At 40.7% G+C, this 25,512-nt stretch carries 25 protein-coding genes and 1 pseudogene; 21 read left to right on the forward strand and 5 right to left on the reverse strand.

All coding sequences use genetic code 11. From position 1 onward, the window contains the following. Positions 1 to 117: 117 nt before the first annotated feature. The gene (locus IEW67_RS09265) at positions 118 to 1,425 is read left to right on the forward strand and encodes a DUF2254 domain-containing protein (RefSeq protein ID WP_188632785.1); all 1,308 of its coding nucleotides are present in this window, start codon (positions 118 to 120) and stop codon (positions 1,423 to 1,425) included. Between the two features lie 98 nt (positions 1,426 to 1,523). Here the strand turns inward: IEW67_RS09265 and IEW67_RS09270 are convergent, their stop codons facing one another. Beyond that, positions 1,524 to 1,892, reverse strand: a complete 369-nt coding sequence (locus tag IEW67_RS09270; protein ID WP_188632786.1) for a thiol-disulfide oxidoreductase DCC family protein — start codon at positions 1,890 to 1,892, stop codon at positions 1,524 to 1,526. Between the two features lie 270 nt (positions 1,893 to 2,162). On the opposite strand from IEW67_RS09270, the gene ltaS reads away from it, so the two are divergent. Further along, positions 2,163 to 4,124: a lipoteichoic acid synthase gene (ltaS, locus tag IEW67_RS09275; protein ID WP_373288510.1), complete on the forward strand. Its 1,962-nt coding sequence runs from the start codon at positions 2,163 to 2,165 to the stop codon at positions 4,122 to 4,124. 417 nt (positions 4,125 to 4,541) lie between these two features. On the opposite strand, the gene IEW67_RS09280 is transcribed toward ltaS, so the two are convergent. Next, positions 4,542 to 6,569, reverse strand: a complete 2,028-nt coding sequence (locus IEW67_RS09280; protein ID WP_188632787.1) for an ABC transporter permease subunit — start codon at positions 6,567 to 6,569, stop codon at positions 4,542 to 4,544. A 174-nt stretch (positions 6,570 to 6,743) separates the two neighbouring features. Here IEW67_RS09280 and IEW67_RS09285 point away from each other — a divergent pair, with 174 nt between their 5' ends. Next, complete coding sequence (locus IEW67_RS09285) at positions 6,744 to 7,385, forward strand: endonuclease III domain-containing protein (protein WP_188632788.1); 642 nt, start codon at positions 6,744 to 6,746, stop codon at positions 7,383 to 7,385. 8 nt (positions 7,386 to 7,393) lie between these two features. On the opposite strand, the gene IEW67_RS09290 is transcribed toward IEW67_RS09285, so the two are convergent. Further along, positions 7,394 to 7,744 carry a DnaJ family domain-containing protein gene (locus IEW67_RS09290; protein WP_188632789.1) on the reverse strand — a complete coding sequence of 117 codons (351 nt, stop codon included), beginning with the start codon at positions 7,742 to 7,744 and terminating at the stop codon, positions 7,394 to 7,396. A 134-nt stretch (positions 7,745 to 7,878) separates the two neighbouring features. Between IEW67_RS09290 and IEW67_RS09295 the strand changes: the two genes are divergently transcribed. The 14 genes from IEW67_RS09295 to IEW67_RS09360 all read left to right on the forward strand — a co-directional run bounded on the left by IEW67_RS09295 (position 7,879) and on the right by IEW67_RS09360 (position 20,938). Beyond that, entirely contained in the window at positions 7,879 to 8,202 is a 324-nt protein-coding gene (locus tag IEW67_RS09295) for a PadR family transcriptional regulator (RefSeq protein WP_188632790.1), read from the forward strand. After that, a complete protein-coding gene (locus IEW67_RS09300) occupies positions 8,199 to 9,062 on the forward strand; it encodes a permease prefix domain 1-containing protein (protein WP_188632791.1) in 864 nt (287 codons plus the stop codon). The genes IEW67_RS09295 and IEW67_RS09300 overlap by 4 nt, the downstream gene beginning before the upstream one ends. A 13-nt stretch (positions 9,063 to 9,075) precedes the next feature. After that, complete coding sequence (locus IEW67_RS09305; RefSeq protein ID WP_188632792.1) at positions 9,076 to 10,104, forward strand: TolB family protein; 1,029 nt, start codon at positions 9,076 to 9,078, stop codon at positions 10,102 to 10,104. 13 nt (positions 10,105 to 10,117) lie between these two features. Further along, positions 10,118 to 10,402, forward strand: coding sequence for a hypothetical protein (locus IEW67_RS09310; RefSeq protein ID WP_188632793.1), 285 nt, complete (start codon positions 10,118 to 10,120; stop codon positions 10,400 to 10,402). 193 nt (positions 10,403 to 10,595) lie between these two features. Continuing rightward, a complete protein-coding gene (locus IEW67_RS09315; RefSeq protein WP_188632794.1) occupies positions 10,596 to 11,162 on the forward strand; it encodes an NADPH-dependent FMN reductase in 567 nt (188 codons plus the stop codon). Between the two features lie 442 nt (positions 11,163 to 11,604). Continuing rightward, positions 11,605 to 12,294 carry an RluA family pseudouridine synthase gene (locus tag IEW67_RS09320; RefSeq protein WP_188632795.1) on the forward strand — a complete coding sequence of 230 codons (690 nt, stop codon included), beginning with the start codon at positions 11,605 to 11,607 and terminating at the stop codon, positions 12,292 to 12,294. A gap of 5 nt (positions 12,295 to 12,299) precedes the next feature. Beyond that, positions 12,300 to 12,707 (forward strand): secondary thiamine-phosphate synthase enzyme YjbQ, encoded by a 408-nt coding sequence (locus IEW67_RS09325; protein ID WP_188632796.1) that lies wholly within the window; start codon positions 12,300 to 12,302, stop codon positions 12,705 to 12,707. A gap of 16 nt (positions 12,708 to 12,723) precedes the next feature. Continuing rightward, entirely contained in the window at positions 12,724 to 13,194 is a 471-nt protein-coding gene (locus tag IEW67_RS09330) for a UPF0158 family protein (protein WP_188632797.1), read from the forward strand. Between the two features lie 219 nt (positions 13,195 to 13,413). Then, positions 13,414 to 13,761 carry a bacillithiol system redox-active protein YtxJ gene (gene ytxJ / locus IEW67_RS09335; RefSeq protein ID WP_188632798.1) on the forward strand — a complete coding sequence of 116 codons (348 nt, stop codon included), beginning with the start codon at positions 13,414 to 13,416 and terminating at the stop codon, positions 13,759 to 13,761. A gap of 245 nt (positions 13,762 to 14,006) precedes the next feature. Further along, the gene (locus IEW67_RS09340) at positions 14,007 to 14,537 is read left to right on the forward strand and encodes a DUF2512 family protein (RefSeq protein ID WP_188632799.1); all 531 of its coding nucleotides are present in this window, start codon (positions 14,007 to 14,009) and stop codon (positions 14,535 to 14,537) included. Positions 14,538 to 14,702: 165 nt separating this feature from the next. Further along, a complete protein-coding gene (locus IEW67_RS09345; protein ID WP_188632800.1) occupies positions 14,703 to 17,558 on the forward strand; it encodes a UPF0182 family membrane protein in 2,856 nt (951 codons plus the stop codon). 240 nt (positions 17,559 to 17,798) lie between these two features. Next, the gene (locus IEW67_RS09350; RefSeq protein WP_188632801.1) at positions 17,799 to 18,422 is read left to right on the forward strand and encodes a TetR/AcrR family transcriptional regulator; all 624 of its coding nucleotides are present in this window, start codon (positions 17,799 to 17,801) and stop codon (positions 18,420 to 18,422) included. Positions 18,423 to 18,437: 15 nt separating this feature from the next. After that, complete coding sequence (locus IEW67_RS09355; RefSeq protein WP_188632802.1) at positions 18,438 to 19,334, forward strand: ABC transporter ATP-binding protein; 897 nt, start codon at positions 18,438 to 18,440, stop codon at positions 19,332 to 19,334. Beyond that, the gene (locus IEW67_RS09360; RefSeq protein WP_188632803.1) at positions 19,334 to 20,938 is read left to right on the forward strand and encodes an ABC transporter permease; all 1,605 of its coding nucleotides are present in this window, start codon (positions 19,334 to 19,336) and stop codon (positions 20,936 to 20,938) included. Before IEW67_RS09355 ends, IEW67_RS09360 begins: the two co-directional genes overlap by 1 nt. Positions 20,939 to 21,116: 178 nt before the next feature. On the opposite strand, the pseudogene IEW67_RS09365 reads toward IEW67_RS09360, so the two are convergent. Beyond that, a pseudogene (locus tag IEW67_RS09365) lies at positions 21,117 to 21,255 on the reverse strand (catalase); the annotation flags it as partial. Positions 21,256 to 21,316: 61 nt separating this feature from the next. Continuing rightward, positions 21,317 to 21,490 carry a hypothetical protein gene (locus IEW67_RS09370; RefSeq protein WP_188632804.1) on the reverse strand — a complete coding sequence of 58 codons (174 nt, stop codon included), beginning with the start codon at positions 21,488 to 21,490 and terminating at the stop codon, positions 21,317 to 21,319. Between the two features lie 217 nt (positions 21,491 to 21,707). Between IEW67_RS09370 and IEW67_RS09375 the strand changes: the two genes are divergently transcribed. From IEW67_RS09375 to IEW67_RS09390, 4 genes are all read left to right on the forward strand, one after another. Further along, positions 21,708 to 22,406 carry a Crp/Fnr family transcriptional regulator gene (locus IEW67_RS09375; RefSeq protein ID WP_188632805.1) on the forward strand — a complete coding sequence of 233 codons (699 nt, stop codon included), beginning with the start codon at positions 21,708 to 21,710 and terminating at the stop codon, positions 22,404 to 22,406. 112 nt (positions 22,407 to 22,518) lie between these two features. Further along, on the forward strand, positions 22,519 to 23,244 hold the full coding sequence (locus IEW67_RS09380) for an EcsC family protein (protein WP_188632806.1): 726 nt from the start codon (positions 22,519 to 22,521) through the stop codon (positions 23,242 to 23,244). Between the two features lie 539 nt (positions 23,245 to 23,783). Then, complete coding sequence (locus IEW67_RS09385) at positions 23,784 to 24,437, forward strand: HAD family hydrolase (protein ID WP_188632807.1); 654 nt, start codon at positions 23,784 to 23,786, stop codon at positions 24,435 to 24,437. Beyond that, the gene (locus tag IEW67_RS09390; protein ID WP_188632808.1) at positions 24,427 to 25,044 is read left to right on the forward strand and encodes an NUDIX hydrolase; all 618 of its coding nucleotides are present in this window, start codon (positions 24,427 to 24,429) and stop codon (positions 25,042 to 25,044) included. Before IEW67_RS09385 ends, IEW67_RS09390 begins: the two co-directional genes overlap by 11 nt. The last annotated feature ends 468 nt before the right edge of the window (positions 25,045 to 25,512 follow it).

The following is a 25,512-nucleotide window of genomic DNA, read 5'->3' on the forward strand; positions in this document are numbered from 1 at the left end:
CAGCAGTTCTTTCTTATTTCTACTTACTTATTTCGCCAGTGAATATCCGTGTTTTTCAAGTTTTATATTTCTGAAGCAGGGGTATATTATCCCTGTTGTATAGAAAAGAGGGTAAGAATGAAGAAAACGACATTTTGGACAACTGTTCGTGATAGCTTCTGGTTCCTACCCATTATATATGGGTTATGTTCATTAATCGCAGCAAGTATCATAACAGCTCTGGATGTTTGGTTAGTCCCTAAAATATCCGGCAGTATACCAAACATTTTATTGACAGGCCAAAGCATTGCTAAACAGCTATATGCTGCTTTAATAACAGCAATGTTGACAATGACAACGATAAGCTTTTCGACGATTATGGTAATGCTGACGACATATTCGTCTCAGTTTTCACCTCGAGCACTACAGGATTTTATGCAAAGTAAAATGACACAACATGTGTTGGGCGTGTATACATTTGGTTTTATTTTTGTCCTGATCAATTTATGGTTATTGACAGAAACAAACCAAAAAGATTTGTTAAGTCCTTTTTTTACTGTTGTTATTACGATTATTTCGCTGGGCTTTTTTATTTTATTTATCCATTTTTCCGCTCGGTGGGCCCAAGTGAATTTCCTCATTGGTGTAATCCGCAACAAAACGTCGGAATTAATTAAGAATACGTTTGCAGAAAGAGCTTATGGAAAACATCAGCATTGGGATCATTCGCAGATTGAAAATATTAGAGAAAAAGATAGGCAAGTTATTCAAGCCAGGCGTTCGGGTTATATTCAACAGGTCAATTATAATTATCTGATTGATTGGGCATCTGACAATAATATGGTGTTAGAAGCCTATTTCCAAGTTGGTGATTATGTTACTAAAGGAATGCCGGTTTTTCACTTTTGGTCTTTAGGTGACCGAAATAATCAATTGGCCGAACACGACTTATTTTTAGTGATCGGTGATGAACGGACTGACCTTCAGGATATTGGATTTTCGATTGAAAAATTGGTTGAGATTGCTGTGAAGGCTCTATCCCCGAGTATGAACGATCCGAACACAGCTATTAACTGTATACATCGCATTGGTGGTTTGCTTTCGGAATTAGCCGGTAATTATCAACCTGTTACGTATTTCTCCGATAACAATGGTGATTTGCGTTTAATTATGGAACAAAAGAAATATCGGGATTATTTATTTAAAAGTTTTTATCAAATTAAACATTACGGAAAAGATGACATTTCCGTTGTCTATAGCATTGTAGACACATTATATAAAGTTGCTGTCGTTAGTGAGGCGTCCATTCAGAAAGAAGTATGGGACTTCACTAAATACGTTCTGGAAGTTGTAGATATAGATAATCTTCCGTCATTGGATTATCAGCACCTTAGAGATATAACTGAAAAGTTTGCTCATTTTTGCGGGGAAGAATTGAGTTGGTAATACATGGGGGGATGGGGGCTTGAACGCCCTTCCCCGGTGTTGCAGACTGACGACCGGCCGATCGGCCAAATGTGATGATAGCCTTGCTTTTGTCCGAATTACTGATTATTGTATGGTATGCGTCCAAACCATTGATAACGGCGTTTGGACACAAACCGGTATGCCGGGTTTCCGATTCTTGCGGCAAACGGCAGATAGAGTAATAAAGCTAACGGAAGAGTGGGGGGCAATAAGACAAGAATCTTGCGTATCGTATTAAACCCTGTCAGCATTTGCTTGTCTTTTGTAAACATATAAATTTCATCATACATATTTTTGTAGCAATTAGCCTGCTCTCTTACCGATTCACGTACTTCCTGGACAGGGTGCCATAGAATCGCATTGTTCCAGTCCAGCTGCTTCAGCACTGCTTTCATTGTACGGCACAAAGGACATTCAGCGTCAAAAAACACAATATGTTTATCCATGCATCTCTTCTCCAATCGTTGTTGATGGTTTAATTGCCAGCACAAAAGGGAACTGATTCTCAGTGTAAATGAACATAGTTTACATGACCAATAATTTAGGGCTTAACAAAATGATCAAAAAGGTGTAAACTAGATACTTAAAGAAAAATAGTATGAAATGTTATTGTTCGGCATATTGCTGAATATATGGCTGTAAATCAATTTAATATTAAACCATATAATGAATATTAACTGAGAAGAAAATATTTGGAGTGAGATAACGTGAAAAAACTGGCAAACTTAAAATCTACTAAGATGGGTTTCTTTCTGCTTGCATTAGCTTTGTTTTGGGTGAAAACGTATATTATATATTTATCAGAATTTAATTTGGGGGTAAGCAATCTTCTTCAGCACTTTCTGCTGTTTTTCAATCCCTTAAGTTCTGGGTTGATTTTACTGGGGATCGCCTTGTTTTTTAAGGGGAAACGGTTCGGCGTTACACTCTTGGTAATTGATACCCTGTTGACCTTGTTTTTATATGCTAATGTCGTATTCTATCGTTTTTACGATGACTTTATTACAATACAGACATTGATGCAGACGGAAAATGCCGGCAGTATCGGCAAAAGTTTTCTGGGATTGGCTGAGTGGCATGATTTCTTTTATGCTCTGGATCTCATCGTGCTCGCTGTCCTGTTTTTCAAATGGAAAACTGACTGGTCACCGGCACGCTTTGGTTTCAAAAAGCCTGCTACTGTTATGGCCGCCGGTGTACTTGCGTTTACCATCAATTTAGGTTTGGCTGAGATAGACCGTCCGCAGCTTCTGGAGCGTGTTTTTGACAATAACTACATTGTCAAGTATCTCGGCTTGCCTAATTTTGCCGCGCATAATACCTTGCAGACCGTTGAAGTCAGTGCTAAACGTTCGATGGCTTCAAGTGAAGATATTGCGGAAGTAGATAGTTATACTGATAAAAAATACGCTGAACCAAACGCTGAGTATTTTGGGAAAGCAAAGGGCAAAAATATTATCAAAATTCATTTAGAGTCTTTTCAGTCATTTTTGATTGATTATAAGTTGCACGGGGAAGAAGTGACACCGTTCTTGAATTCACTTGTTCATGATGATAGCAAGAATTTCACGTACTTTGATAACTTCTTCCATCAGACTGAACAAGGCAAGACTGCTGATGCGGAGTTGTTGATGGATACTTCATTATACGGCTTACCACAGGGGTCGGCATTCGTAACGAAAGGCACGAACACGTATCAGGCACTGCCGGCCATTCTGGATCAAAGGCAGGACTATACAAGTGCTGTTTTCCATGGTGATGACGGTTCGTTCTGGAACAGAGACCAAATTTATAAGCATCTTGGTGTCGATAAGTTTTATGACTCCAAATATTACGATATGAAAAAGGATAAGGTTATCAACTATGGCTTGAAAGATAAACCATTCTTTAAACAGTCCATGCCAATGCTTGAGGATCTTGCCAAGAAGGAAGAACCGTTCTATGCACACATGCTTACCCTGACGCATCATTATCCGTTTGTATTGGATGAAGAAGATGAGTCAATCGAACCTGCCAACACAGGTGACGGCACTGTGGATCGCTATTTCCAAACAGCCCGGTATCTGGATGAGTCCTTGAAGCAGTTCTTTGAAGACCTAAAGGAAAAAGGGATGTATAAAGACTCAGTCATCATGATTTATGGTGATCACTATGGCATTTCAGAGAATCATAACAAGGCAATGAGTGACATTACAGGTGAGGAAATAACACCGCTGAAAAACGCTGATTTGCAGCGTGTACCATATTTGATTCGTGTACCGGGCATGGAAGGCCAGGGGACTAATCACAAATTTTCGGGTCAGGCAGATGTCATGCCGACACTGTTGCATCTATTGGGAATTAATGCCAAAGACTATATTCAGTTCGGTACCGATATGTTCTCGAAGGAGCATAAAGGCTTCGTGCCATTCCGTAATGGAAGCTTTATGACCAAGGATTACAGCTATGTGCAAGGACAGTTTTATGATAATGAAACAGGCGAAGTCATTGAGCAACCGACGGAAAAGATGAAGGAACGAAAGGAACAGGTTCATTACGAGCTGAGTCTGAATGATGAAGTCCTGAATGGTGATCTGCTTCGATTTCATGAACCTAATAAGAACTGGGAACCTGTTGATCCCAGTGAATATAAGTATGGACAATCAAATGATGAAAGTGACAGCGAAAACGACTCATAATATAGACCCCCGTTTCCCAAGGTTGTAATAATCGGGAATCGGGGGTCTTTTATCATAACGTCAGAAAGTATAAATGATGGGTGACCTTGTAAGAAAAGCTTCGGTATTCGCTATAAGTCGAGGCGAATGCCGAGTTTTTCTTAATTTTGGTTTTCGTTCAAGATGCAGTGCTATTGGATTGGCTCAAGTTCACACAATTTTCGCTCAATTTCACAATTTGTTCGCTTTTTTCTAGTAAAAATGACACCAAACTTGCTAATATGGTCATTCACGAAATTTAATAAAGGATTTTGGTTTGAAAACGAAAACAGCTCATCGGCGGGCTTTAGCTGACCATAGCTTACTGATCGGTAAGTATATCAATAACAGGGAAGCACGATGTTTTTTAGTATTTCGCACATCAGGTAAATATTGCGGTCAATTAGCACCAGACTTGTACACCCACTGGAAACTATTTCTGTCAGCTTCATATTTTGATGATGCCTTGTGAGATAGTCTATTCTTTTTTTGCTTCCTGAAGTGATAAACAATTCCTTCCTTGGTCTGCTGCACCTCTTTTACACCGTAGATGATGAATTGCATGGCAAAAATACTTAACATGAATCCTAATAAGACCCAACCTATAAGCCAGTAGTTACCCGATGATAGGGCATTAGTTGTTGATCCAAGCAGTCCTGACCATTCATATGATATCGATCGTGGGGGATCTTGTACAAGCCCGAAGGATATATTCGTTCCGCCAAAGAACAGATTGAAAATACCGAGATGCATGAAGATGATCAGCACCTGAATGAATTGCTGACCAAAAAGGACGGTCATGCGCGCACTGATATGCGGAAAAACGTGCCGTCGGAAAATATGCCATCTGCCACCGCCAAGCACTTGGGCACTTTTTATAAATTCATAGTTCAGCACCCGCTTTATTTCATTTCCCAGCAAAACAGAAGTTAGTGGGACCACAAGAATGGTTAAGATGATTATCTCCAGCACAATTCGTTCCGTCAGGGAATAAGCAAAGCCTGATTGGAGTTCAGTTAAAATTGGCCGGAGCAAGATATAGGCAACTAAACTCAGTGGCAGAAAATGAATGGAATCAACCGTCTTTTCTATCCATTTTTGACGTTTGGATCCAAATACGAATGCAAACATTACACCACCTAAAAGCCCGATAAATACCCTCAAAAGGGCAATCAGCAGTCCGAAAAATAATGTATATTTAGCACCAATAATCAACATATCAAGCATACTGAATCCTTGCCCGTCAGAACCGAGCAAAAATGGCTCCGGCGGCGAATGTGGCGGCGTGCTTTTAATTGTCGCGCCATCTTTTTCGTAAACAATTGAAGCTTGATCAATATGGTCATTCGTTGTCACGGAGTAAATCATGCTGGCACAGATCAATACAATAAAAAATAAACTGCCGACGGTAATTTTCCAGTTTTTTATATAGGCGTATAGTGTGCGTAAGATATTAGCTGCGTACTTCCAGGGACGCAGCTTTTTCCAATCAAAGTGGATAAAGGAATTATGTAAATTTCTAAAAAATGTCTTAGGGGTATATATACGCTGTGCTTTTAAAATAGTTTCCGCATTATATTCCTCGGCTCTATGCAGCCACAGGTCTGCCAACTGAAAAATTAAGAAAAATGGTGTGAAAATCAGAATTAACGACGCGGCAATTGTCATGGGTGAAAAGCTCTCTAAAATAAAAAAGCTGATGCCATGCACATTGAATATCCGTTCAATGATAAACTGACTAGAGAGCGCTGCCCAGATAAACACTTTTGTATGATGAAAAGTGGTCGGGATTATGTTGCGCAATATATGCATGACTAAAATGGCTGTCTTTCGGATGCCCTTACTCTTCAGGAAAATGACGTAATCCTTGGCGAATTCCTCTTCAATCATTAAGAGCAGAATTTTGAAAAGCGAGATCATCGGCAATATCGCCAGTGTGATAGTCGGCAAAGCGTATGCCTTGTCTTCCATATAGGATGCTACCCGGAATAATTCGATGTCATATGTCTTAAACAAGTAGATCATCAGCGTTTGTACCAGGGCGGCAACGACGATATCCGGAATTGATTCAAGAAAATCAAGGCATCGTTTAATCAACTGCAGAAATTTTTGCGGCAGAAAATTGGCAGCAAATGCAAACAGAAAAGCAAGAGAAAATCCGAGAAGCAGTGCGCCCAACAGAATTTGAAGTGAGTAGATAAACGGATCCCATAGTGTGTCGATCAGAGAATATTCACCTGATGACATCGGGACATCATAGACCCAGGATTCCGGCTGGATAAAGGTTATAAGAAATTCTCCAAGGTTTGTAAAATAGGCTGTCGGGTTAGACAAACCAGCTCCTATCATAAATTCAGGAAAAACACTGATACAAATGATCCCGAAAACACCCAGTAAGTAAAAAGCTGCTAATTTAACCAGCTTCATCGGTTATCCCCCAATATATTTATCTATTTGGAACTAGCCATATTCTAACACTAAGTTTTAGAAGATTGAATAATTGTATGCGTTATATCTATTAAAAGGTGTTTTTCACATAAGCTTACATATCGTTTGTTAGAATAAAGAGAGAATAAATTCATATAAAATGAGGCAGATATCATGACGATAAGTTATGAGCAACTATATAGTAGACTATTCGACTGCTATGGTCCGCAGAATTGGTGGCCGGCAGAAACGCCACTTGAAATGATGGTAGGGGCTATTTTAGTTCAAAATACGAACTGGAGGAACGCGGAGAAGGCTTTGCTGAACGTCGAACCGTACCTATTTCCTGAAAGCTTGGAGTCGCTGACAACCGATGAATTGGCACAAATGATTCGTCCCAGCGGTTTTTTTAATATTAAAGCGAAACGGATCAAAGCGTTTCTGGAATGGTTTAAAACATATCATTACGATGTTGAAAGGGTAAAAGAGTCTGATAAGCAGCAGCTGAGAAACGAATTGCTCGATATAAACGGGATCGGCAGGGAGACCGCTGATGCTATGCTGCTTTATGTGTTTGCTAAGCCGCTATTCGTAGTTGATAACTATGCCAGAAGAATCTTTTACCGGATTGGATTTGATATGCCCACAACGTACGATGGGTTTCAGAACCAGGTGGAGAACGCCATATCAGGGGATGTGCAGTTGTTTAATGAATTCCATGCGCTACTGGTGGAACACGCCAAGATCCACTGCAGAAAGACGCCGGTTTGTCAGGGTTGTCCATTAGTTGATGTGTGTGCTCGGCGGCTGGATTAATGGGGCAATTAGAATATATTGAATATCTTGTTCCGATAAAAAGGAAACTTTGGGTTTCGATGCAGCCTGCACTCCTTAACCAGGTCATCAAATTGTTTGCTTTTTTTGGCTTCATCCCTGTATTCCTTGCCAGTGGCATATGTCATTAAGTCATGGCCGGTCAAATCTTTGCCATTCTTTTTATCGTCCTCTTCAGGAACAAAACCCGCATTCTTTAAAATCTTATAGGCCTGGTTCAGCTCCGGTGACAAACCCGGCAGTTCATCCCGTACATTCAGTTTTTTTCCTTTTCCCGGTAAGTTGTCAAAATCGCCGTTCTCGATTGATTCCCTTATTTTCTCTTCCACGATGATATACATGAGAACCGCCCCTTTTCTGTTTTTATTATAGCAAAAAGTATCAATATGTCATATGGCTGATAGCCATGATTTACCCTTTTACCTTGTATAACGATGTATATCGTAATACAATAACTCAAAGAGGTGAAGTCGATATGGATCGTGAAATCATGAAGGGCAGTATTGATATTTTGCTGCTAAATTTACTAAATGGAAGCGATATGTATGGATATGAAATGGTTAGAGTACTGAAGGAACAGAGCGATCAGCTTTATAACATGGGGGAAGGAACGCTTTATCCAGCGTTAAAGCGAATGGAAAAAAAAGGATGGATCCACTCGTATTGGCATGAAATGGAAGGTGGACGAAGGAAGTATTATCGAATAACGGATGATGGAAAGGCCACACTGGAAAAGAAACGAGAGGAATGGAACAGCATCTATCATCTTATCACCAAAACATCGGGAGATCTATCATGACACGGATGGAACAACATGTTGAGAAAATATTGGAACAAACGCAGAGTAGCGGAAAAGAACGGGAAGAAATACGGGAGGAACTGCTCCATCATTTGAATGAAGCGAAACAGCAAAATATGAATAATGGTCTGACGGAAAAACAGGCAGAAAAGCAAGTGATGGCGGACTTCGGAAATGCGGGTGATATTGGTTATCAGATGCAGGAAGCGATGTATCCGTACCAGCGAGGACTGCTCTATGCGGTTGGGTTGGCAACCATTTTGTATGGTTTGATTTATTATGTGAATGCGGCGTTTTTTCAACATGATGCCATTCCAATTTGGCTTGCCGTACAATTTGTAACAGGATGTATGGTAATTCTGGCGGGGATCAATATTTCATTTGTCGGCCGCTATTTTTACATGCTGAATGTCGTTCTTCTGGTGAATGTTATCTGGAATGGTATTAATATCACTTTGATAAAGGGAGCTTCCCCATGGCAAACGATCCTTTTCAGCATTTATTTATTGATTTTGGTTCTTTTAGGTCTTATTGCGGTTGTTCAGAATTCTTATTATTCAAGCGGAAAGACTGTTACCAAACAACAAAGCCGGGGAGTGGTACTACTCGGCTATGGTGTCAACTTGCTGCTTGGTATCATCGTAGCAGGTGTCAGCTTGTTCTTTTTGTGGGCGTTTCTTTTCACGACAGGTAAACAATTATCTGCCCTGTTGACCATTGCGCCAATCTTCATTTGGCTAATCACTTATAAATTTCAAATGGGGTATATTGCCAAAAAACCGCTCATATCTATTTTGACAGGATTTGGCTTTTCGGTATTGGCAATCACTGTCCCTGTTCTCATTTTGGTTATGTTGTGAGGGGGGTTCATGTATGTCGCTAAAAATGAAGAATATTAGTTTTATCAGCGGGATGGTTCTGTTGTTCTGCATTCTGTGGATAACTGGCTCACTGGCTAAGGCACCCGAGGGGTTTACGGGGTATGGACAGGATATAGATATCTCACCGGATGACAGTGAACTTGTGTTTTCGCATTTTCGTTACGGTGATGCCACATTGTATACTGTCCCTGTCGGCGGTGGCAAGGCTAAAATTGTAGCTGAACCGGAAGAAGGGAAGTCGTATATTAACCCGGCATTCTCCCCGGATGGTGAACTCATTGCTTTTATTGAAAAATGGGAAACTGAAGAGCGCCGATACAGTCAATTGCGGATTTTTAACCGTGAAAGTCAAACGGTAAAGCAGCGGATCAATACAAACGGCTATGTAACGGAAGCGGCATTCTCCCCGGATGGGCGGTCGCTGTACTTCTTGAAAGCTGATGTGTTTAAGAATTATTCGTCGATCACCGGTAAGCGACCACATGAATTCGATATTTTCCGGATGGACCTGACATCCGGTGAGACGGAACAGCTTACGGACAAAAATGCATACACTATGTCCTCACTTGACGTAACACCTGATGGCAAAAAGCTTTTGTACCGAACGAACGAGGGATCAGATGACCGACTTGTATTACGGTCTATCGATAACAGTCATGTCAAAATGATTGTCCCTATGGGTGATTTTGCCTCCAATTCACTTATTATGTCATCGCCGGCACTGTCGCCTGATGGGGAGAAAATAGTTTTCACAGGTGTTGCCGCGAAAGACGAAAATGGTACGTTCATCTATGAAGCTTTTAAAATGGACCTGGAAACCGAGCAGGCTGAGCAACTGACAACCTTTCATGAACATGTAGCAAACTCGATCTTTTTTCATAACGAGGACAAATTGGTTGTAACAGTGGATAAAAACTTTACCGGAGCCGACGCGGATAACAGCTATTGGCAAATCAGTGCCGATGGAGAGGAACACAAGCGTGTTCCGATTGATATACCTGAGGACAATGAAACAGAATAAGAGGGGGTTAATAGTGAAGAGTAAAGGATACTCCTGGCTAAGTGAGCTGTCTTTCGGGATTCCAATTTTGCTGATTGCATTATTGTTTATTTTCCCGAATACGAGCCTGGATCCACTGATCATAGCTATCGCATATGCACAATTTTTGGGCATCCCATTAGCAGTTATTTTGAGTATCATTGTTCTATTTAAAAAAAATGAAAGAAAAATACTTGCGATGTTTGGATTGCTTCTTTCAATTATTTTAATTAGCGTGATTAGTTTTTTCGTATATTTGGGGATGAACTTTACACCATAATTCAAATTGCCAAGGTGCATAATATCCGAGTACCCTGTCCAGTGTCTATATGGCAGGGTCTTTATTATTGATAACGTTCACTAAGTTCAATCAGCTGTATTATTTGAACTTTTTGTGTAAAATAGATTAAAGGAATATGAAAATATGATGATTTCGTTCACATATTTGCAGACGTTTCGAGGGGGCATTTATTTTGAAAATAGTGGGTATAGCCGGGTCTGTTGTCGGATCGAAAACACGGGTTGCCGTTCAACAAATTTTAAATCATATAAAAAACGAACATCAGGAAATTGAAACGGAATTGATTGATTTAGGCGAATATGAACTTGTTTTCAGTGATGGCAGGGATTACCGTGATTACAGCGGTGATACGAAAACAGCATTGGAAAAAGTCATGTCAGCAGATGCTTATATTATTGGAACACCAATCTTCCAGGCATCCATCCCGGGAGCATTGAAAAATCTGTTTGATTTGCTTCCAAACGAGGCGTTCCGGGATAAAGTTGTCGGCATTGTTGCAACGGCCGGTTCTTCCAAGCATTATTTAGTCCCGGAACATCAGCTGAAGCCAGTACTTTCGTATATGAAAGCTGTTATTATACCGAAGTATGTGTTTGTAGAAGAAAAAAGTTATTACCAGAGGAAAATTGTGAATGATGATGCGATATTCAGACTGAACCAACTTGCAAATAACCTTGTCCACGGGATTAACGTGTTCAGCGAAATTCAAAAGGAGAAAGATTCAGCATTTCCGTTTTGATGAGAATAAAGTTATGCAGGAGAAAAGCGTCATTGCATAGCTTTATAAAAACCACATTAATTATGAGATGTGTAATAGGAATAGGCTCATCTCTTTTTTTGTAACGTCAGAAAGTATAAATTATGGATGACCTTATAAGAAAAGCTTCGACATTCGCTATAAGACGAGGGGAATGCCGAGTTTTTCTAAGCAGTTAAAGAAAGTATAAATTATTTCTTACTGCATAAATGCAACTAAGGCTTTTGCCATTAAAGCTTGGCGATAAGCTAAGTCTTCTACACAACTAAATGCTAGTGTTTACAATTCTGATTGAATCAGAGGCGATACTTGTGTAACAGGCTGGGAGTATGTCCGGGTCATCTGTGACGAGTCAATCAACCTGAGGATACGGGTGCAGATATGTTATGCTGTAACTAGAAATGGTGAAGGAGACGTGTAGCGGGTGAACATTCCTATCCTATATGAAGACAATCATCTCCTTGTGGTTGAAAAACCTGTCAACATACCTGTGCAGGAAGATAACACAAGAGATAAAGATTTACTGACAATGCTGAAAGAGGATATTAAAATCCGGTATCAGAAGCCCGGAAATGTCTATTTAGCACTTGTTCACCGGCTTGATCGCCCGGTAGGAGGTGTGATGGTTTTTGCCAAAACATCAAAAGCAGCATCACGCTTATCGGATGTGATACGCAGGAATGCATTGGAAAAGCGTTACCTGGCTGTTGTCCGGGGGAACCCATCCAATAGCCACGGTGTTCTGAAAGATTTTTTGTTGAAGGATCGCCGCGAAAATAAAGTTCATGTGGTGTCATCAAAGACCACAGGAGCGAAAAAAGCGGTTCTGGACTTTGAAGTGATTGGTACAAACACGGGCCTGGGTTTACTAGCGATCAATCTTCATACAGGAAGATCCCACCAGATTCGTATTCAGTTGGCGAATATCGGTTGTCCGATATTTGGCGACCAGAAATATGGCTACAAGGTGAATAAGCCAGGTCAGCAAATTGCACTATGGTCGCGTTCCTTGGCGTTTGAGCATCCGACAAAGAAAGAAATCACAAAATGTGAGACTTTACCGTCTGATGCATACCCGTGGCATCTTTGGCCGAAATTTTGCAATAGGAGCTGATGATTGTGGGAAAAACGTTGCATACATTCACGATACTAACCAACGATAAGCAGTCATTCACGAATTTAGATGGATATTTGGATGAGGTTCTCTCTGACAGTGGCGTCAAAGATGGTGTTATCGTTGTTTTTTGTCCGCATACAACTGGTGCGATTACGATCAATGAAAATGCTGATCCGGACGTTAAAACTGATTTGAAACGCGGCCTTGACGAAGCTTTTCCGAACAAACCGGAATATATTCATATGGAAGGCAATTCTGATGGACATATGAAGTCGTCAGTTGTCGGAGCCAGTGAAACGCTGATTATTACTGACGGCCGGCCGATATTGGGTACCTGGCAGAGTGTTTATTTCTGTGAGTTTGACGGGCCAAGAACGAGAACGGTTCATGTGAAAGTATTGGACGGTTAATAAAGGATGGTGACTAATGAGTAGTAAAGTAAACATATCAGAACTTGCGGAAGAAATGGGGATGCAAATGGATGGGCACCTCCAATTAGTCAACAAAGAAACTGGTGAGATTGTTCACATCATGGAGAGCTTTATCAGGATGGCAGAAGATGAAAAGCCATATGGCCATTTACCAGATTGGCAGCAGGAGGAGATGGAACTGGCAATTGATTTTGTGGAATATGATATGGAGAAATACGTACTGACCCCGTCACAATTTGACATTAACGAATACGGGATGATGGAGGACTTCTGCTTTTCCATCAAAGATCCCGGTAAACAGGATAAGTTGTTGCATACTATACGCGGAAAAGGAGCTTTCAGACGGTTTAAAGATATGGTTATCGACCTTGATCTGGCGGAAGATTGGTACGATTATCGGGATAAACGCTACAGACAAACAGCCATTGAATTTTGCGAAGATTACGGGCTGGAATATGTTGAGTGAAAAGGAAGTTATGGATGAGCCGCAAAAAAATAAAGAAATTGGTGCTTCGACATGGAGCTGCACTTCTGGAATAAAAGGGATATATCAGTCCTGTGGATCTTTTAGTGAGGATGGATCGTCTGCGCTTTTCCAAAACCGGTCATTCGTCCATTGAGGAAAAGGATGCTAAACTTTTTGTGGCTGAACGTATTCAGAATAAAAAATAAGGGGAGATTATAAATGACAGAATTAAAAGAATTGCAGTCAAAAGAGGAATTGAAGCAAGCGTGGGAACGCTCAATGGAAAAACCTGTTCTGTTTTTTAAGCATAGTACGACTTGCCCGATCAGCGCTGGTGCCTTTAAGGAATATCAGGCGTTTTTCGAATCAGCAGGTGATAATGTGGGTATTTATGTGATTAAAGTACTTGAAAGCAGGAGCATATCTAATCAAATAACCGAAGAAACAGGTGTTAAACATGAATCACCGCAAATTTTTCTGATTCGGAACAAGGAAGTGCTCTGGCATACCTCGCATTCACACATTACGAAAGATACCATAAATGAGGCCCTGCAACAAAGGGTGTAAATAAAACTGCTGCATTTCTCTTGCAGCAGTTTGTTTTTTGTAACGTCAGAAAGTATAAATTATGGATGACCTTATAAAAGCTTCGGCATTCGCTATAAGACGAGGCAAATGCCGAGTTTTTCTAAATTGGTCTGATGAAGACAATCAATTTACATATAAACCCGAGCGCGGGAATATTGATCCGGGAAAGGAAATATCACCCCGTAGAGCGACGCCCTTCCTTTTGCTGCCAGGAATCCCGCTTCATGTATAAAACCATTCTTTTCAGTCAGACTATGACTACTACCAGCACTGGAAAGGATGAATATGAGGATATGGTTTATTTAAAAACATTGGGCATTAAAGCTATTGCTATCGGTATCACGGTATTTTCATTATTTGGGATTTTTTACAATGCTGATGTAATGAATTTATTTTGGATCAGTATATTTGCGACAGGTTTTTCTTTTCTGATCGGTGACCTGTTTGTGCTGCGCAGATTTGGCAATATTACCGCTTCGATTGTGGATTTCCCGCTTATGTTTCTCACACTTTGGATCCTAGGATCACTCTTAATAGAAGCAGGCTTGCCTATTGTCACAACTGCGGTTATGGCGGCATTTTTCATTACGTGCTGTGAACCCTTCATTCATACGTATATGACTGAGAGTCTTGAAGAGGAAGAATTTGAGGAAAAAGAAAAATCTCCGTCATCCGCCCGGTTGCAGACTGAATTTGCAGAAGAATTCGATTCGGAAGCACTGACAGATGATACAGACAGTGAGCGTGATACGTAACAATTATTCGTGAAGTTTTTGAAACCTCTCCCCCTTTACAATCGTACAGAAGAGTAATAATCATTTTCATTTCTTATATAAGTCATGTATCATGGTAAATGAAGTTTTATAAATCATCAGTACGGTGACATGCGATATATTAGGTGTTTTTAGGGGGATAAGAAATTGGATGTTTTTGATGGAGGTTCAAACGGTTCCAATCGTCGGAATATAACGTGGAAAAAGAAATATAATTGGATTGGATACTTGATACTTGCAATTATTCTGATAGTAATCGCGGGCTTATTCGCGCTTCAGCTGGTAACGGATTATATTTGGATGGAATCGCTTAATTTCTCAAATGTGTTTACAACTATATTAACAAGTAAAGTGTTATTGAGTGCTGGCGGTTTTGTCCTGTTTGCAGTCAGTACATTTTTTACAATTTATTGGATTCATCGGTCGTACCTAAAGTACTTTGATTCAAGTCAGTTACCGCCGATTATGAGAAAGAGAAAAGTTATAATGATGATCATATTCGGTATTTCGGCGATTGTAGGTCTGTTCGGAAGCAGTATCGTGCAAGGTGTTGGATGGGAGCAGGCTCTGAAGTTTCTTAACTATGCGTCATTCGGACAGGCGGATCCTTATTTTGGTCTGGATATCTCTTTCTACATATATGTTCTGCCTGTACTAAACTTAATTATTTTTGTCCTCATGGGTCTAAGTATCTTTTTCCTCCTGGTGGAAGCCGGGGCTTATTCCGTCTTTCATATGTACCGGGTAAGCCGGTCCGCCCAATTGCACCTGGGGATGACACTCGGATTTATCGGATTGCTTTTGGCAGGTTATCATGTCCTGCAGCCGTTTGGCACACTCTCGACAACCCACGTTAATTTGTTTCAGCAAAGTGTTGTGAATGGCTTAAGCTATACTGATGATGTCATCAATATTCCAAAAGCGTACATTCTGGCTGCTGCAGCAGTCATCATGACCGTTTGGATGATTATTAAATTGGTTAAGGGCAATATTCAGACAATGCTTACGCCAATTGCCATTTACATCGGACTGGTAGTCGTGGGGCAGGGAGCCTCCTTAGCCGTGCAGAATTTTGTGGTTTCCCCGAATGAATTTGCTATGGAAAAACCTTACTTGGAAGACAATTTGAATTTTACAAAGGCCGCCTATAATTTAGATAGCATGAACGTACAGGAACATCCCGGAAATAATTCACTGGATGCGGAAATGGTGGAGCGGAATTCAGGGACGATTGATAATGTCCGCATGAATGATGTGCGGCCGTTGCTTGATGTCTATAATCAGGTTCAGACTTTCCGGACGTATTATGAATTCAATGATGTTGATATTGATCGTTATCAGATTGATGGTGATTATGAGCAAGTATTCCTGGGGGCAAGGGAACTGAATACGGCTGATTTGCCAGACCAGGCCAAAACATGGGTAAACCAAAATTTGCGGTACACTCACGGTTACGGGGTTGCGATGAGTCATGTCAACAAGGTGACACCTCAGGGTCAGCCCAAATATATGCTTAAGGACATTCCACCTGAAGGGGTTATGGATGTGAGCCAGCCGCAAGTCTATTTTGGTGAGGAAAATTCACCCAATGTGATCACCAATAGCGCGGTGGAAGAGTTTGACTATCCGTCAGGGGATGAAAATGTCAATATAGAGTATGAAGCTAATAAAGGGGTTCCGCTAGGGGGCATTAACCGTCTGTTGTTTGCGATGACTGAAGGCAATTTCAGAATGCTTGTGTCTGATCAAGTAACAGATGACAGTCAGTTGCTGGCAACGCGGAATATTATGGACCGGGTTAATCGAATCGCACCGTTTTTCAAGTATGATCAAGATCCTTATTTAGTTGTGCGGGATGACGGCAGTATGGTCTGGATGATCGATGCCTATCTGAGCGATGATAATTATCCGTACTCCGAAGCCTTCCAGGGTAAAAAGAATTATATTCGGAACTCTGTAAAGGTAACCGTCGATGCCTATTCAGGCGAAGTGAATTTCTATGCTGCTGACCCGAAAGATCCGTTATTGCAGACGTTCCAAAATATATTCCCAGATTTGATCACCGAAGAGGTTCCTGACGACATACGTGCCCATTTCCGGTACCCGACGGATTTGTTTAAGATTCAGGCTAAGAAGTATGGCACCTATCACATGTCCGATCTGGAAGTCTTTTACAATCGCGAGGATACATGGCAGTTTCCAACTGAACGCTATTTCAGTGAAGATATTAAAATGGAACCATATTATACAACGATGAAACTACCTGGTAAGGAAGAGGAAGAATTTATTCAAATGGTCCCTTATACACCGAAAAATAGGCAGAATATGATTGCCTGGATGGGTGTGCGAAACGACGGGGAAAATTATGGTGATATGTTTGTCTACCAATTTCCTAAACAGCGGAACATATATGGACCGCAGCAAATCGAGAACCGGATTAATCAGGATAGTGAGATTTCCCAGGAACTAAACTTGTGGTCCCAGGGCGGATCAGAAGTGATAAGAGGTAACTTGCTTGCGATACCGATTGAAGATACCATTATTTATGTTGAGCCAATTTACATCGAGTCCAATAATGAGACATCACTCCCGGAAGTGAAACGGGTTGTTGTAGCCTATGGCGACCATATTGTGATGGAGGCAAACTTTGACAAAGCCCTCCAAGAGATACTAAATACGGTTGATCCTGACAGTCAAGGCGACGGTCAAAAGGAAGATGAAGATAGTCAGGAAGGTGAACCGGAAAAACAGCAGGATTCACAAGCCCCGATAATGGAAGCAGAGGAGCAATTGCAAGAGTTTTCCGATCTGTTTGAGTCCTATCAGAAAGCCTTGTCTGAAGGCAATTGGCAAGAAGCGGCCGATATCATGAGTGAATTGGAAAACAAATTGGATGAGATCCAGTCATCTGATGGATCTGATAATGCTGATGGTCCTGATAACCCTGATGGCGCCCAGCCGTCTGATGGGAATACCGGCTCATCGGACAGTCAAAACGAATAAATCACAATATGAAAAATCGGGATGCGCAGATATGCGGATCCCGATTTTTCGTTTATAGCGTTAGGCTGAAAACGCTGAATGAATTGGCATAATACTTTTTAGCCGACAAAGAAGCTGGTATTCGCTGTCAATAATAAACTGTGTTGACCACATCGGTCTAAAATGCTATGATGTAATTGACCGGATTGGTCTAAAAGGAGCGATATCTGAATAGTTGTATTACAAAAGGGGTGAGAAGTAATGACTGAAAAATTTCAAGGTCTTGATAAACATAAGCGGCAGCGGATTTTGGATGCGGCTTTTATGGAGTTTGCAGACAATGGTTATGAACGTGCTTCCACTAACCAAATTGTCAAAAATGCCGCTATCGGAAAAGGAATGCTGTTTTATTACTTTCAAAGCAAAAAAGATTTGTATCATTATCTGGTTGACGATGCTCTGCAAATAATACGCAATCAATATTTTAATTTAATCGATATGGAAGAAACGGACTTTATTGAACGGATGAGGCAGGCTACCCAAGTCAAAATGACATGTCTTGCTGAGAACCCCGACGTATTTAATTTTCTTGGAACGTTTTTTCTTGAAAGCAACCCGGACCTGCCGTCTTATTTGGCAGAGCATTATGAACAGCTGTTGAGGGAAGGCAATGCGGTCATGTATGAAAACATCGATAAGACCTATTTCCGAAACGATGTCGATGTTGATAAAGTTTTCAAACTGATTCATTGGGCGATGGATGGCTATCAGAATGAAATCATCACCCGATTGAAAGGCCAAAAATTATCATCGGTCGATTTTACGCCATATTGGGAAGAGTTTTATGCGTATCTTGATATACTGAAAAAAAGCTTTTACAAGTAAGGAGGGCAAAAACACATGACACTTTTAAAAACGGAAAATCTCACCAAAAAATTTGGCAGCTTCAAGGCAGTGGATGAAATTAACATTGACGTTAAGAAAGGGGAAGTTTACGGTTTTATCGGTCCCAATGGGGCGGGTAAGTCAACAACCATCCGCGTTTTGCTTGGTATGCTAAAAGCCACAGGCGGGCATGCATCTATCTTTGGCAAAGATGTTTGGCGGGATGCGGTGGATATCCATAAACGAATTGCCTATGTTCCGGGTGATGTGAATTTGTGGCCCAATCTGACCGGCGGCGAGGTTATTGACCTGTTCATGAAACTTCACGGCGGTGCCATGAACAAACAAAAGCGCAAGGAGTTGATTCAAAAGTTCAACTTTGACCCTTCTAAAAAATGCCGGACCTATTCGAAAGGAAACCGACAAAAAGTTTCGCTCATTGCCGCATTTGCTTCTGATGCGGATTTGTATATTCTGGATGAACCGACATCCGGTCTTGACCCTTTGATGGAACGTACCTTCCAGGAGTGTGTCATGAAAGCTAGCAGTGAAGGGAAAAGTATCTTACTCTCGAGTCACATATTATCGGAAGTGGAGAGGCTTTGTGATCGTGTAGGCATTATCCGGGATGGTCACATGATTGAGTCGGGTACATTGGATGAATTGCGCCATTTAACACGTACCAATCTGAAAGTGGAAACCAAACAGAATGTTAATGATCTAGAGGATATGGAAGGTGTTCATAATGTTGCACGACATGAAAAGATGCTGTCTTTACAGGTCGATACTGAGAGTTTGGATAAGGTTATACGGCATGTCAGCCAGTTTGGAGTCCTGAAACTTGAGAGTGCTCCGCCGACACTGGAAGACTTATTTATGCGTCATTATGAGGGAGCAGGAGGTGAATCCTGATGAATCAGCAGTCATTTGCTAATACAAGGAGATTGACTGTTTTTATGCTGCGGCTTGATCGGTGGCGTATTTTAATTTGGCTTGCTGCGTTAGCCTTTTTCACTCTCGTCGTTCCAATTGCCTTTTCGGATCTGTATCCGGATCAGCAGGACCGTAATACGATGGCTCAAACAATGGAAAATCCCGCGATGACAGCCATGGTAGGACCGGGAGCTTTAGAAGATTATACTTTGGGGGCAATGACGGCACATCAGATGCTGCTCTTGACTGCAGTCATTGCGGGGTTAATGAATATTCTCCTGATGAACCGACATACGCGATCCGATGAAGAAGATGGCCGGCAGGAACTTATTCGCTCGCTGCCTGTTGGAAAGCTTTCTAATTTAAATGCGTCTTTTAATGTCTTGAGTTTGGTGAATCTGTTGTTGGCAATCATAACCGGCCTTGGTTTGTATGCTTTAGGCTTCGAAAGCATGGGGCTGTCAGGATCCTTATTATATGGCTTGATACTAGGTGTAACCGGTATGTTCTTTGCCGGGGTGACCGCACTGATGGCACAAATAACGGAAAATGCCCGTACTGCCTTCGGGTTTTCTATGGCACTGTTATTAATTGCCTATTTGATACGAGCAATAGGGGATGTCAGCAATGAAGCATTATCCTGGGCTTCCCCGTTAGGTTGGGTTTCGGGTGCCGAGGTGTACGGTGGCAATAACTGGTGGACATTGCTGTTACTGGCTGGCAGTACGATTATATTAATGGTCCTGGCGTTTTACTTGAACGCTATCCGGGACCTTGATGCCGGATTTTTACCATCAAGACCCGGACAAAAACATGCGTCACGACGTTTGCTCAGCCCATTCGGTTTGGCCTTCAGGCTGCAGCGTACCGGGATTATTTCATGGGCTATCGCCATGTTCCTTGTCGGTGTTTCTTACGGGTCGGTCATGGGTGATCTCGAATCATTTTTCAAAAGTAACGAAGCTGTAAGACAGGTATTTGGACGGGAGGAAGACGCTTCATTTACCATGCAATTTGTATCTGTGCTGATGTTTGTGATGGCCTTGATTGCCACGTTGCCGGCTGTAATGGCTGTGCTAAAATTATACGGAGAGGAAAAAAGGGGGCGGCTTGATCAGTTGCTGGGAAGAGCAGTATCACGTAAACGTATGTTAACGGGATACTTGATAATCGCCGTTATGAACGGTGCAGTGATGCTGTCACTGGCCGTATCGGGACTTTGGCTGGCAGGCGCAAGTGTGACGGAAGAGCCATTTGAATTTGGAAAGATTTTTGGTGCTGGCCTCGCTTATTATCCGGCTACACTTGTGATGATTGGCTTGGGAGTGTTTCTCATCGGATTTGCCCCTAAATTAAGCAGTCTTGTCTGGCTGTATCTGTTTTATTCGTTTGTTGTTCTGTATTTTGGTAATCTTTTTCAATTTTCGGATTGGGTCAGCAAGCTGTCACCATTTGGGTATATTCCGGAGCTGCCTGTGGAAGAAATGAAATGGCTGCCTATTTTGCTTTTGACGATTATGGCGATTGGACTCATGATTGCAGGCGTATTTGGCTATCGTAAGCGTGACATTCAGGGAGAGTAATATAAAGCCCTCATCCATTGCTGAATGGGGGCTATTTCAGTTAATAGGGGTCGGTAGTCTTTTCCTCTTTAACGGCTTTACCCGGTGCCTTCTCTGCATGTCTGTTGCCGAATGGATTTTTGCTTTTCATGGTGTCATGCATAAAAAAGATTTTGATATTGTTGTCGACCAAATCCTAGTTGCCATCTTCCGTGTAAAACTTAACCGCAAAGCCGTGGATCCCTGAATGTTTCCGGTGAATGCGTGCCATGGACGACTGTGGAAAATCGGACAAACACAGGCGTCTGTTTATCCTTTTTCTGAAAAAACTTTGCCCGATACTTACCTCCCTCATATTTTGTGTAGTTACCTTATACATTTTATCCAATGTTAATTGAATTAATCCGCTTCACGGCTGTTATTTTTAACCGAATGTGACATCCAATTTCTCATGGAGAATCCCTTTTTAATGCATTGTGTATGATTAAACGTCTCATTTCCAATGGTTAATCTATGCAAATGTTCCATTCGGACTTCAGCGACACTCTTAGCATAATAATTGTTTAACAGCATAATGAACGCCTCCCTGAGTGATAAACCAATAATAGCTTGATTTTTATCCAAAGTCGCCGGTATTGTGACTGAATTACTTATATCAAAAGGTAAGTCTGCTGGACTTAGGTAGTTAAGACGCAAGGCGGATATATAATCAGTCTATTCGAATGCGAGTTATGCCGGAGTTGCGTTATAATAAGAACAAAGACGTTATCAATACTAAGGGGGCCGTGAGATGAGCACCGGGAGTTTGAAAAACAATGACAAAGCCAAAAAACTGTGCATATCATTAGTACCGATTTTTAACCATCTCAATCATGAGGAACAAGTGGAAGTTGCCAGCACAAGCATGAGTCAGTCATATGACAAAAAGGATCTCATTTTTCAAGCGGGAAACCCTTCCGAATATTTATACATCGTCCATAAGGGCAAAGTGAGAAATTATAATCTGTCGGAATCCGGAAAAGAACAATTGATCCGAATCCTGGAACCGGGTGATTTTATGGGAGAATTAGCTGTTTTCACAGATGAGTGGCTCACCAGTTTTGCCGAGGCCATTGAGCCAACGGAAATATGCGCCATTCATCAATCAAATTTGCAACAGCTGCTGCAGGAAAAACCGGCCATCGCTTTCAAAATTCTTGCAGAAAGCAGCAAACGGCTTAAAGACGCAGAAAAAACAATTGAGCGATTAAGTTCCCAGGATGTTGAGAAACGGCTGTCATCCTATTTGCTTGAGGAGGCTGAAAAGGGAACATCCTCACAAATTACGCTGCCAATGAGCAAAAAAGATCTGGCATCGTATCTTGGCACGACACAGGAAACCTTGAGCCGGCGTCTGGCCGGATTTGCAGATAAAGGTTTGGTGAGACAGACCGGTCAAAGGAAAATCAACATTACAGACTGGGAAGCACTGAGAAATATAGCGGAGTGACGTCATCATATCATCATTCGTTTTCACCATTGCGTACTGCGCAGTTAAAGCCATACCTGTATCTTTTTTCCATAAAAAACGTATATATAAGAGTGAAGAGGATGGTATTTAAATGAAGACTTATGAACAAGAGGTTTATGAAGAACTGAAAATATGGCGGCGAAATCTGTTAAAAAAGTCGGGTTTTATCACGCAATTATCGAAGAAGACCCAGATGAAAATAAATGGTCTGATCCCGGAGAGAGCTCACCGGATTATAACGGAAAGCATAAAAAATATGGTAAAAGCAACCCTTATAGGCTCAAATATCACAACAAATAAACAGCAATCAGCAGGTCTCAGTCTTATAGAAAAAGACCAGCTGCTGAAGGAAAAACTTACATCTTACCGCAAGACAGCTGTCATAGAAGGGGCCGGCACAGGAGCAGGTGGTTTTTTCCTGGGCCTTGCTGATTTTCCCATGCTCTTATCGATTAAGATGAAATTTCTATTTGAGGCTGCAGCGATATATGGCTTCGATACACGTCAATATGAGGAGAGGCTGTTTATTCTCCATGTTTTTCAACTCGCCTTTTCCAGCGAGACCAAACGGAAGGAAACTTTTTATATACTTGAAAATTGGGAATCAGAACAGGAGAAGCTCGCTGACATGGATTGGCGGGTGTTTCAGCAGGAGTATCGGGATTATATGGATCTGGTTAAATTGCTGCAACTAGTACCGGGCTTTGGTGCAATTGTTGGGGCTTACGCGAATCATAATCTGCTTGATACGTTAGGTGAAACGACCATGAACGCTTACCGGCTGCGTTTGTTGATGACACAGCCATTGGATTATTAGAGAATTCCTAAATGCTGGAAAACGCGGTGTTCGGCTTGTTTTATGGTGAATACCGACGTTTTCCCTATAAGCTCATCAATCATTATACCTTCTGACGTTAGACAGAAGGTATAGTGTCTGTTGTAAGTAGTTCACTTGCACAGTGGAGAAAAAATATAAACACAATACATTCAGCGTACTAAATAATATAGCATTTAGTGCGCTATTTTTACTGTCACAACAAGCTTTTCACGGAAAAAAATATTTATATTATTCGTACTAGCACCATAAATAACAAAGTGACAATAAAATGTTTTATGTTAAAATGAAGCTAAAAATTGTAATGAAATATTCTTAATTTGACCATTTTGGGATTCAAACTTTGTGCAACAATCGGGCCAGATTGTTGCATAAGGACAGGAATGCAGCAGGTTCGTCTTAATCAAACTGAATGTTCTTACACTTAAGACGGAAGATATATTCTTTTTCTGAATTCACACCATTTTATCCTAATTATTTGATAATATTGGAAGAGATGAATGCAAAGGGGGATGAGTTTTATGAAAGCTATCGTTTTTGATTTTGATGGAACTTTAGCAAATACTTTGCCAATTTGTTATTATGCATTTCAGAATGTCTTTAGGGAATTTGATAATAAAGATCTTTCTTCTGAAGAGATAAAAGCAATGTTTGGTCCTTCAGAAACTGGTATTATTAGAGAAAATCTTACTAATGTAAATAAAGAACAAGCAATTGAATTGTACTATAAAAAATATTTAGAGAGTCATTCTAATTTAGTTAATCCTAATAAGGATATTGATGAAATGATTAGGCATTTGAAAGACAATGATATTAAAATAGGGATTGTTACTGGGAAAGCAAGAAGGAGTCTAGATATTTCCTTGAAAGCCCTTCAAATGTCTAAACTTTTTGATGTGATCATAACAGGTGATGATGTTGTTAATCCAAAGCCACATCCAGAAGGAATAATCAAAGCGCTTTCTTTATTAGGTGTGCAAAATAATGAAGCTATGTTTATTGGAGATAGTGATGCAGATATACAAGCGGGAAATCAAGCAAATGTACATACGGTGGGAGTACAGTGGTTGCCCGATTATCAGACCCTAGAATTTAATACAGAACCTAATTCTTCTTTTGACAGTGTGAAGCAACTTGTTGATTTTGTAAATAATGGTGTTCAAAATGAGTTATAAATGGTTAGAATGGGCAAAGAGGATACAATCATTATCACAAGCAGGATTGGCTTTTTCAAAAGACGCTTATGATATCGAAAGATATGAAGAGTTACGAGATTTAAGTGCCGAGATTATGGAAGACTACACTGAATTAGAAATGGAAAAAGTGAAGAACCTATTCACTAATGAAACAGGTTATCAAACACCCAAAATGGATGTTCGTGGAGTAATCTTTCAAGATAACAAAATCTTACTTGTCAAAGAAAAAATTGATGATAGGTGGTCTTTACCTGGTGGTTTTTGTGAAATTGGTTTGTCTCCTGCTGAAAATATCGTAAAAGAGATAAAAGAAGAATCGGGGTTTAACGTCATTCCCACCAAAGTATTGGCTGTATTGGATAAAAATAAACACCCGCACCCACCTGATCCTTATCACTACTATAAGATATTTATCCAGTGTGAGGTAATTGGTGGACAAGCAGAGGCTGGTATAGAGACAAAGGGAGTAAACTTTCATAGTGAAAATAATTTGCCTCGACTATCCGTAAGCAGGAATACGGAATCCCAAGTTAAATTGCTATTTGAATTTTTAAGGAACCCTAACAAAGATACAATTTTCGATTAGCTTTTTCAGGCTAAATCAGATATAACTTTCTTCAATAATCGGGCGCTGATAACCGAATAAATATGTGCGTAATCGGGCCATTTAATGGAATAAACCATTATGGTACGAGGGAGTGATAATATGTCTGCTAAAACAAAAGAATATTTTAAAGCAGGTATAATGGTTCTGATTCTTATACCCTGAATTATTCATAGAAACACATTCTGCAACTAATGAAGGTCAAAATTAAAATTCAGGAGCTTTTTTATCAATCCTCTTTGTAAATTTCCTTTTCATTTTGATAAGAACCCTATAAAATACAGTTTATTCCATATTTGGAGCTGAAAAAGGACATACGTATCTCGTTGAAGGAAACGCATTTTTAAATTTTTCTTGAGCCTGCCTAAAATCGGCTAACACAGCATTGGAAGCTGCTGGATTCGGCTTAGTGTACTGTAAAAGGCATCCTTATATAGCGAACTACTGGAC

This window comes from Lentibacillus kapialis (assembly GCF_014646635.1).
GTDB classification, from domain to species: Bacteria; Bacillota; Bacilli; order Bacillales; family Amphibacillaceae; genus Lentibacillus; species Lentibacillus kapialis.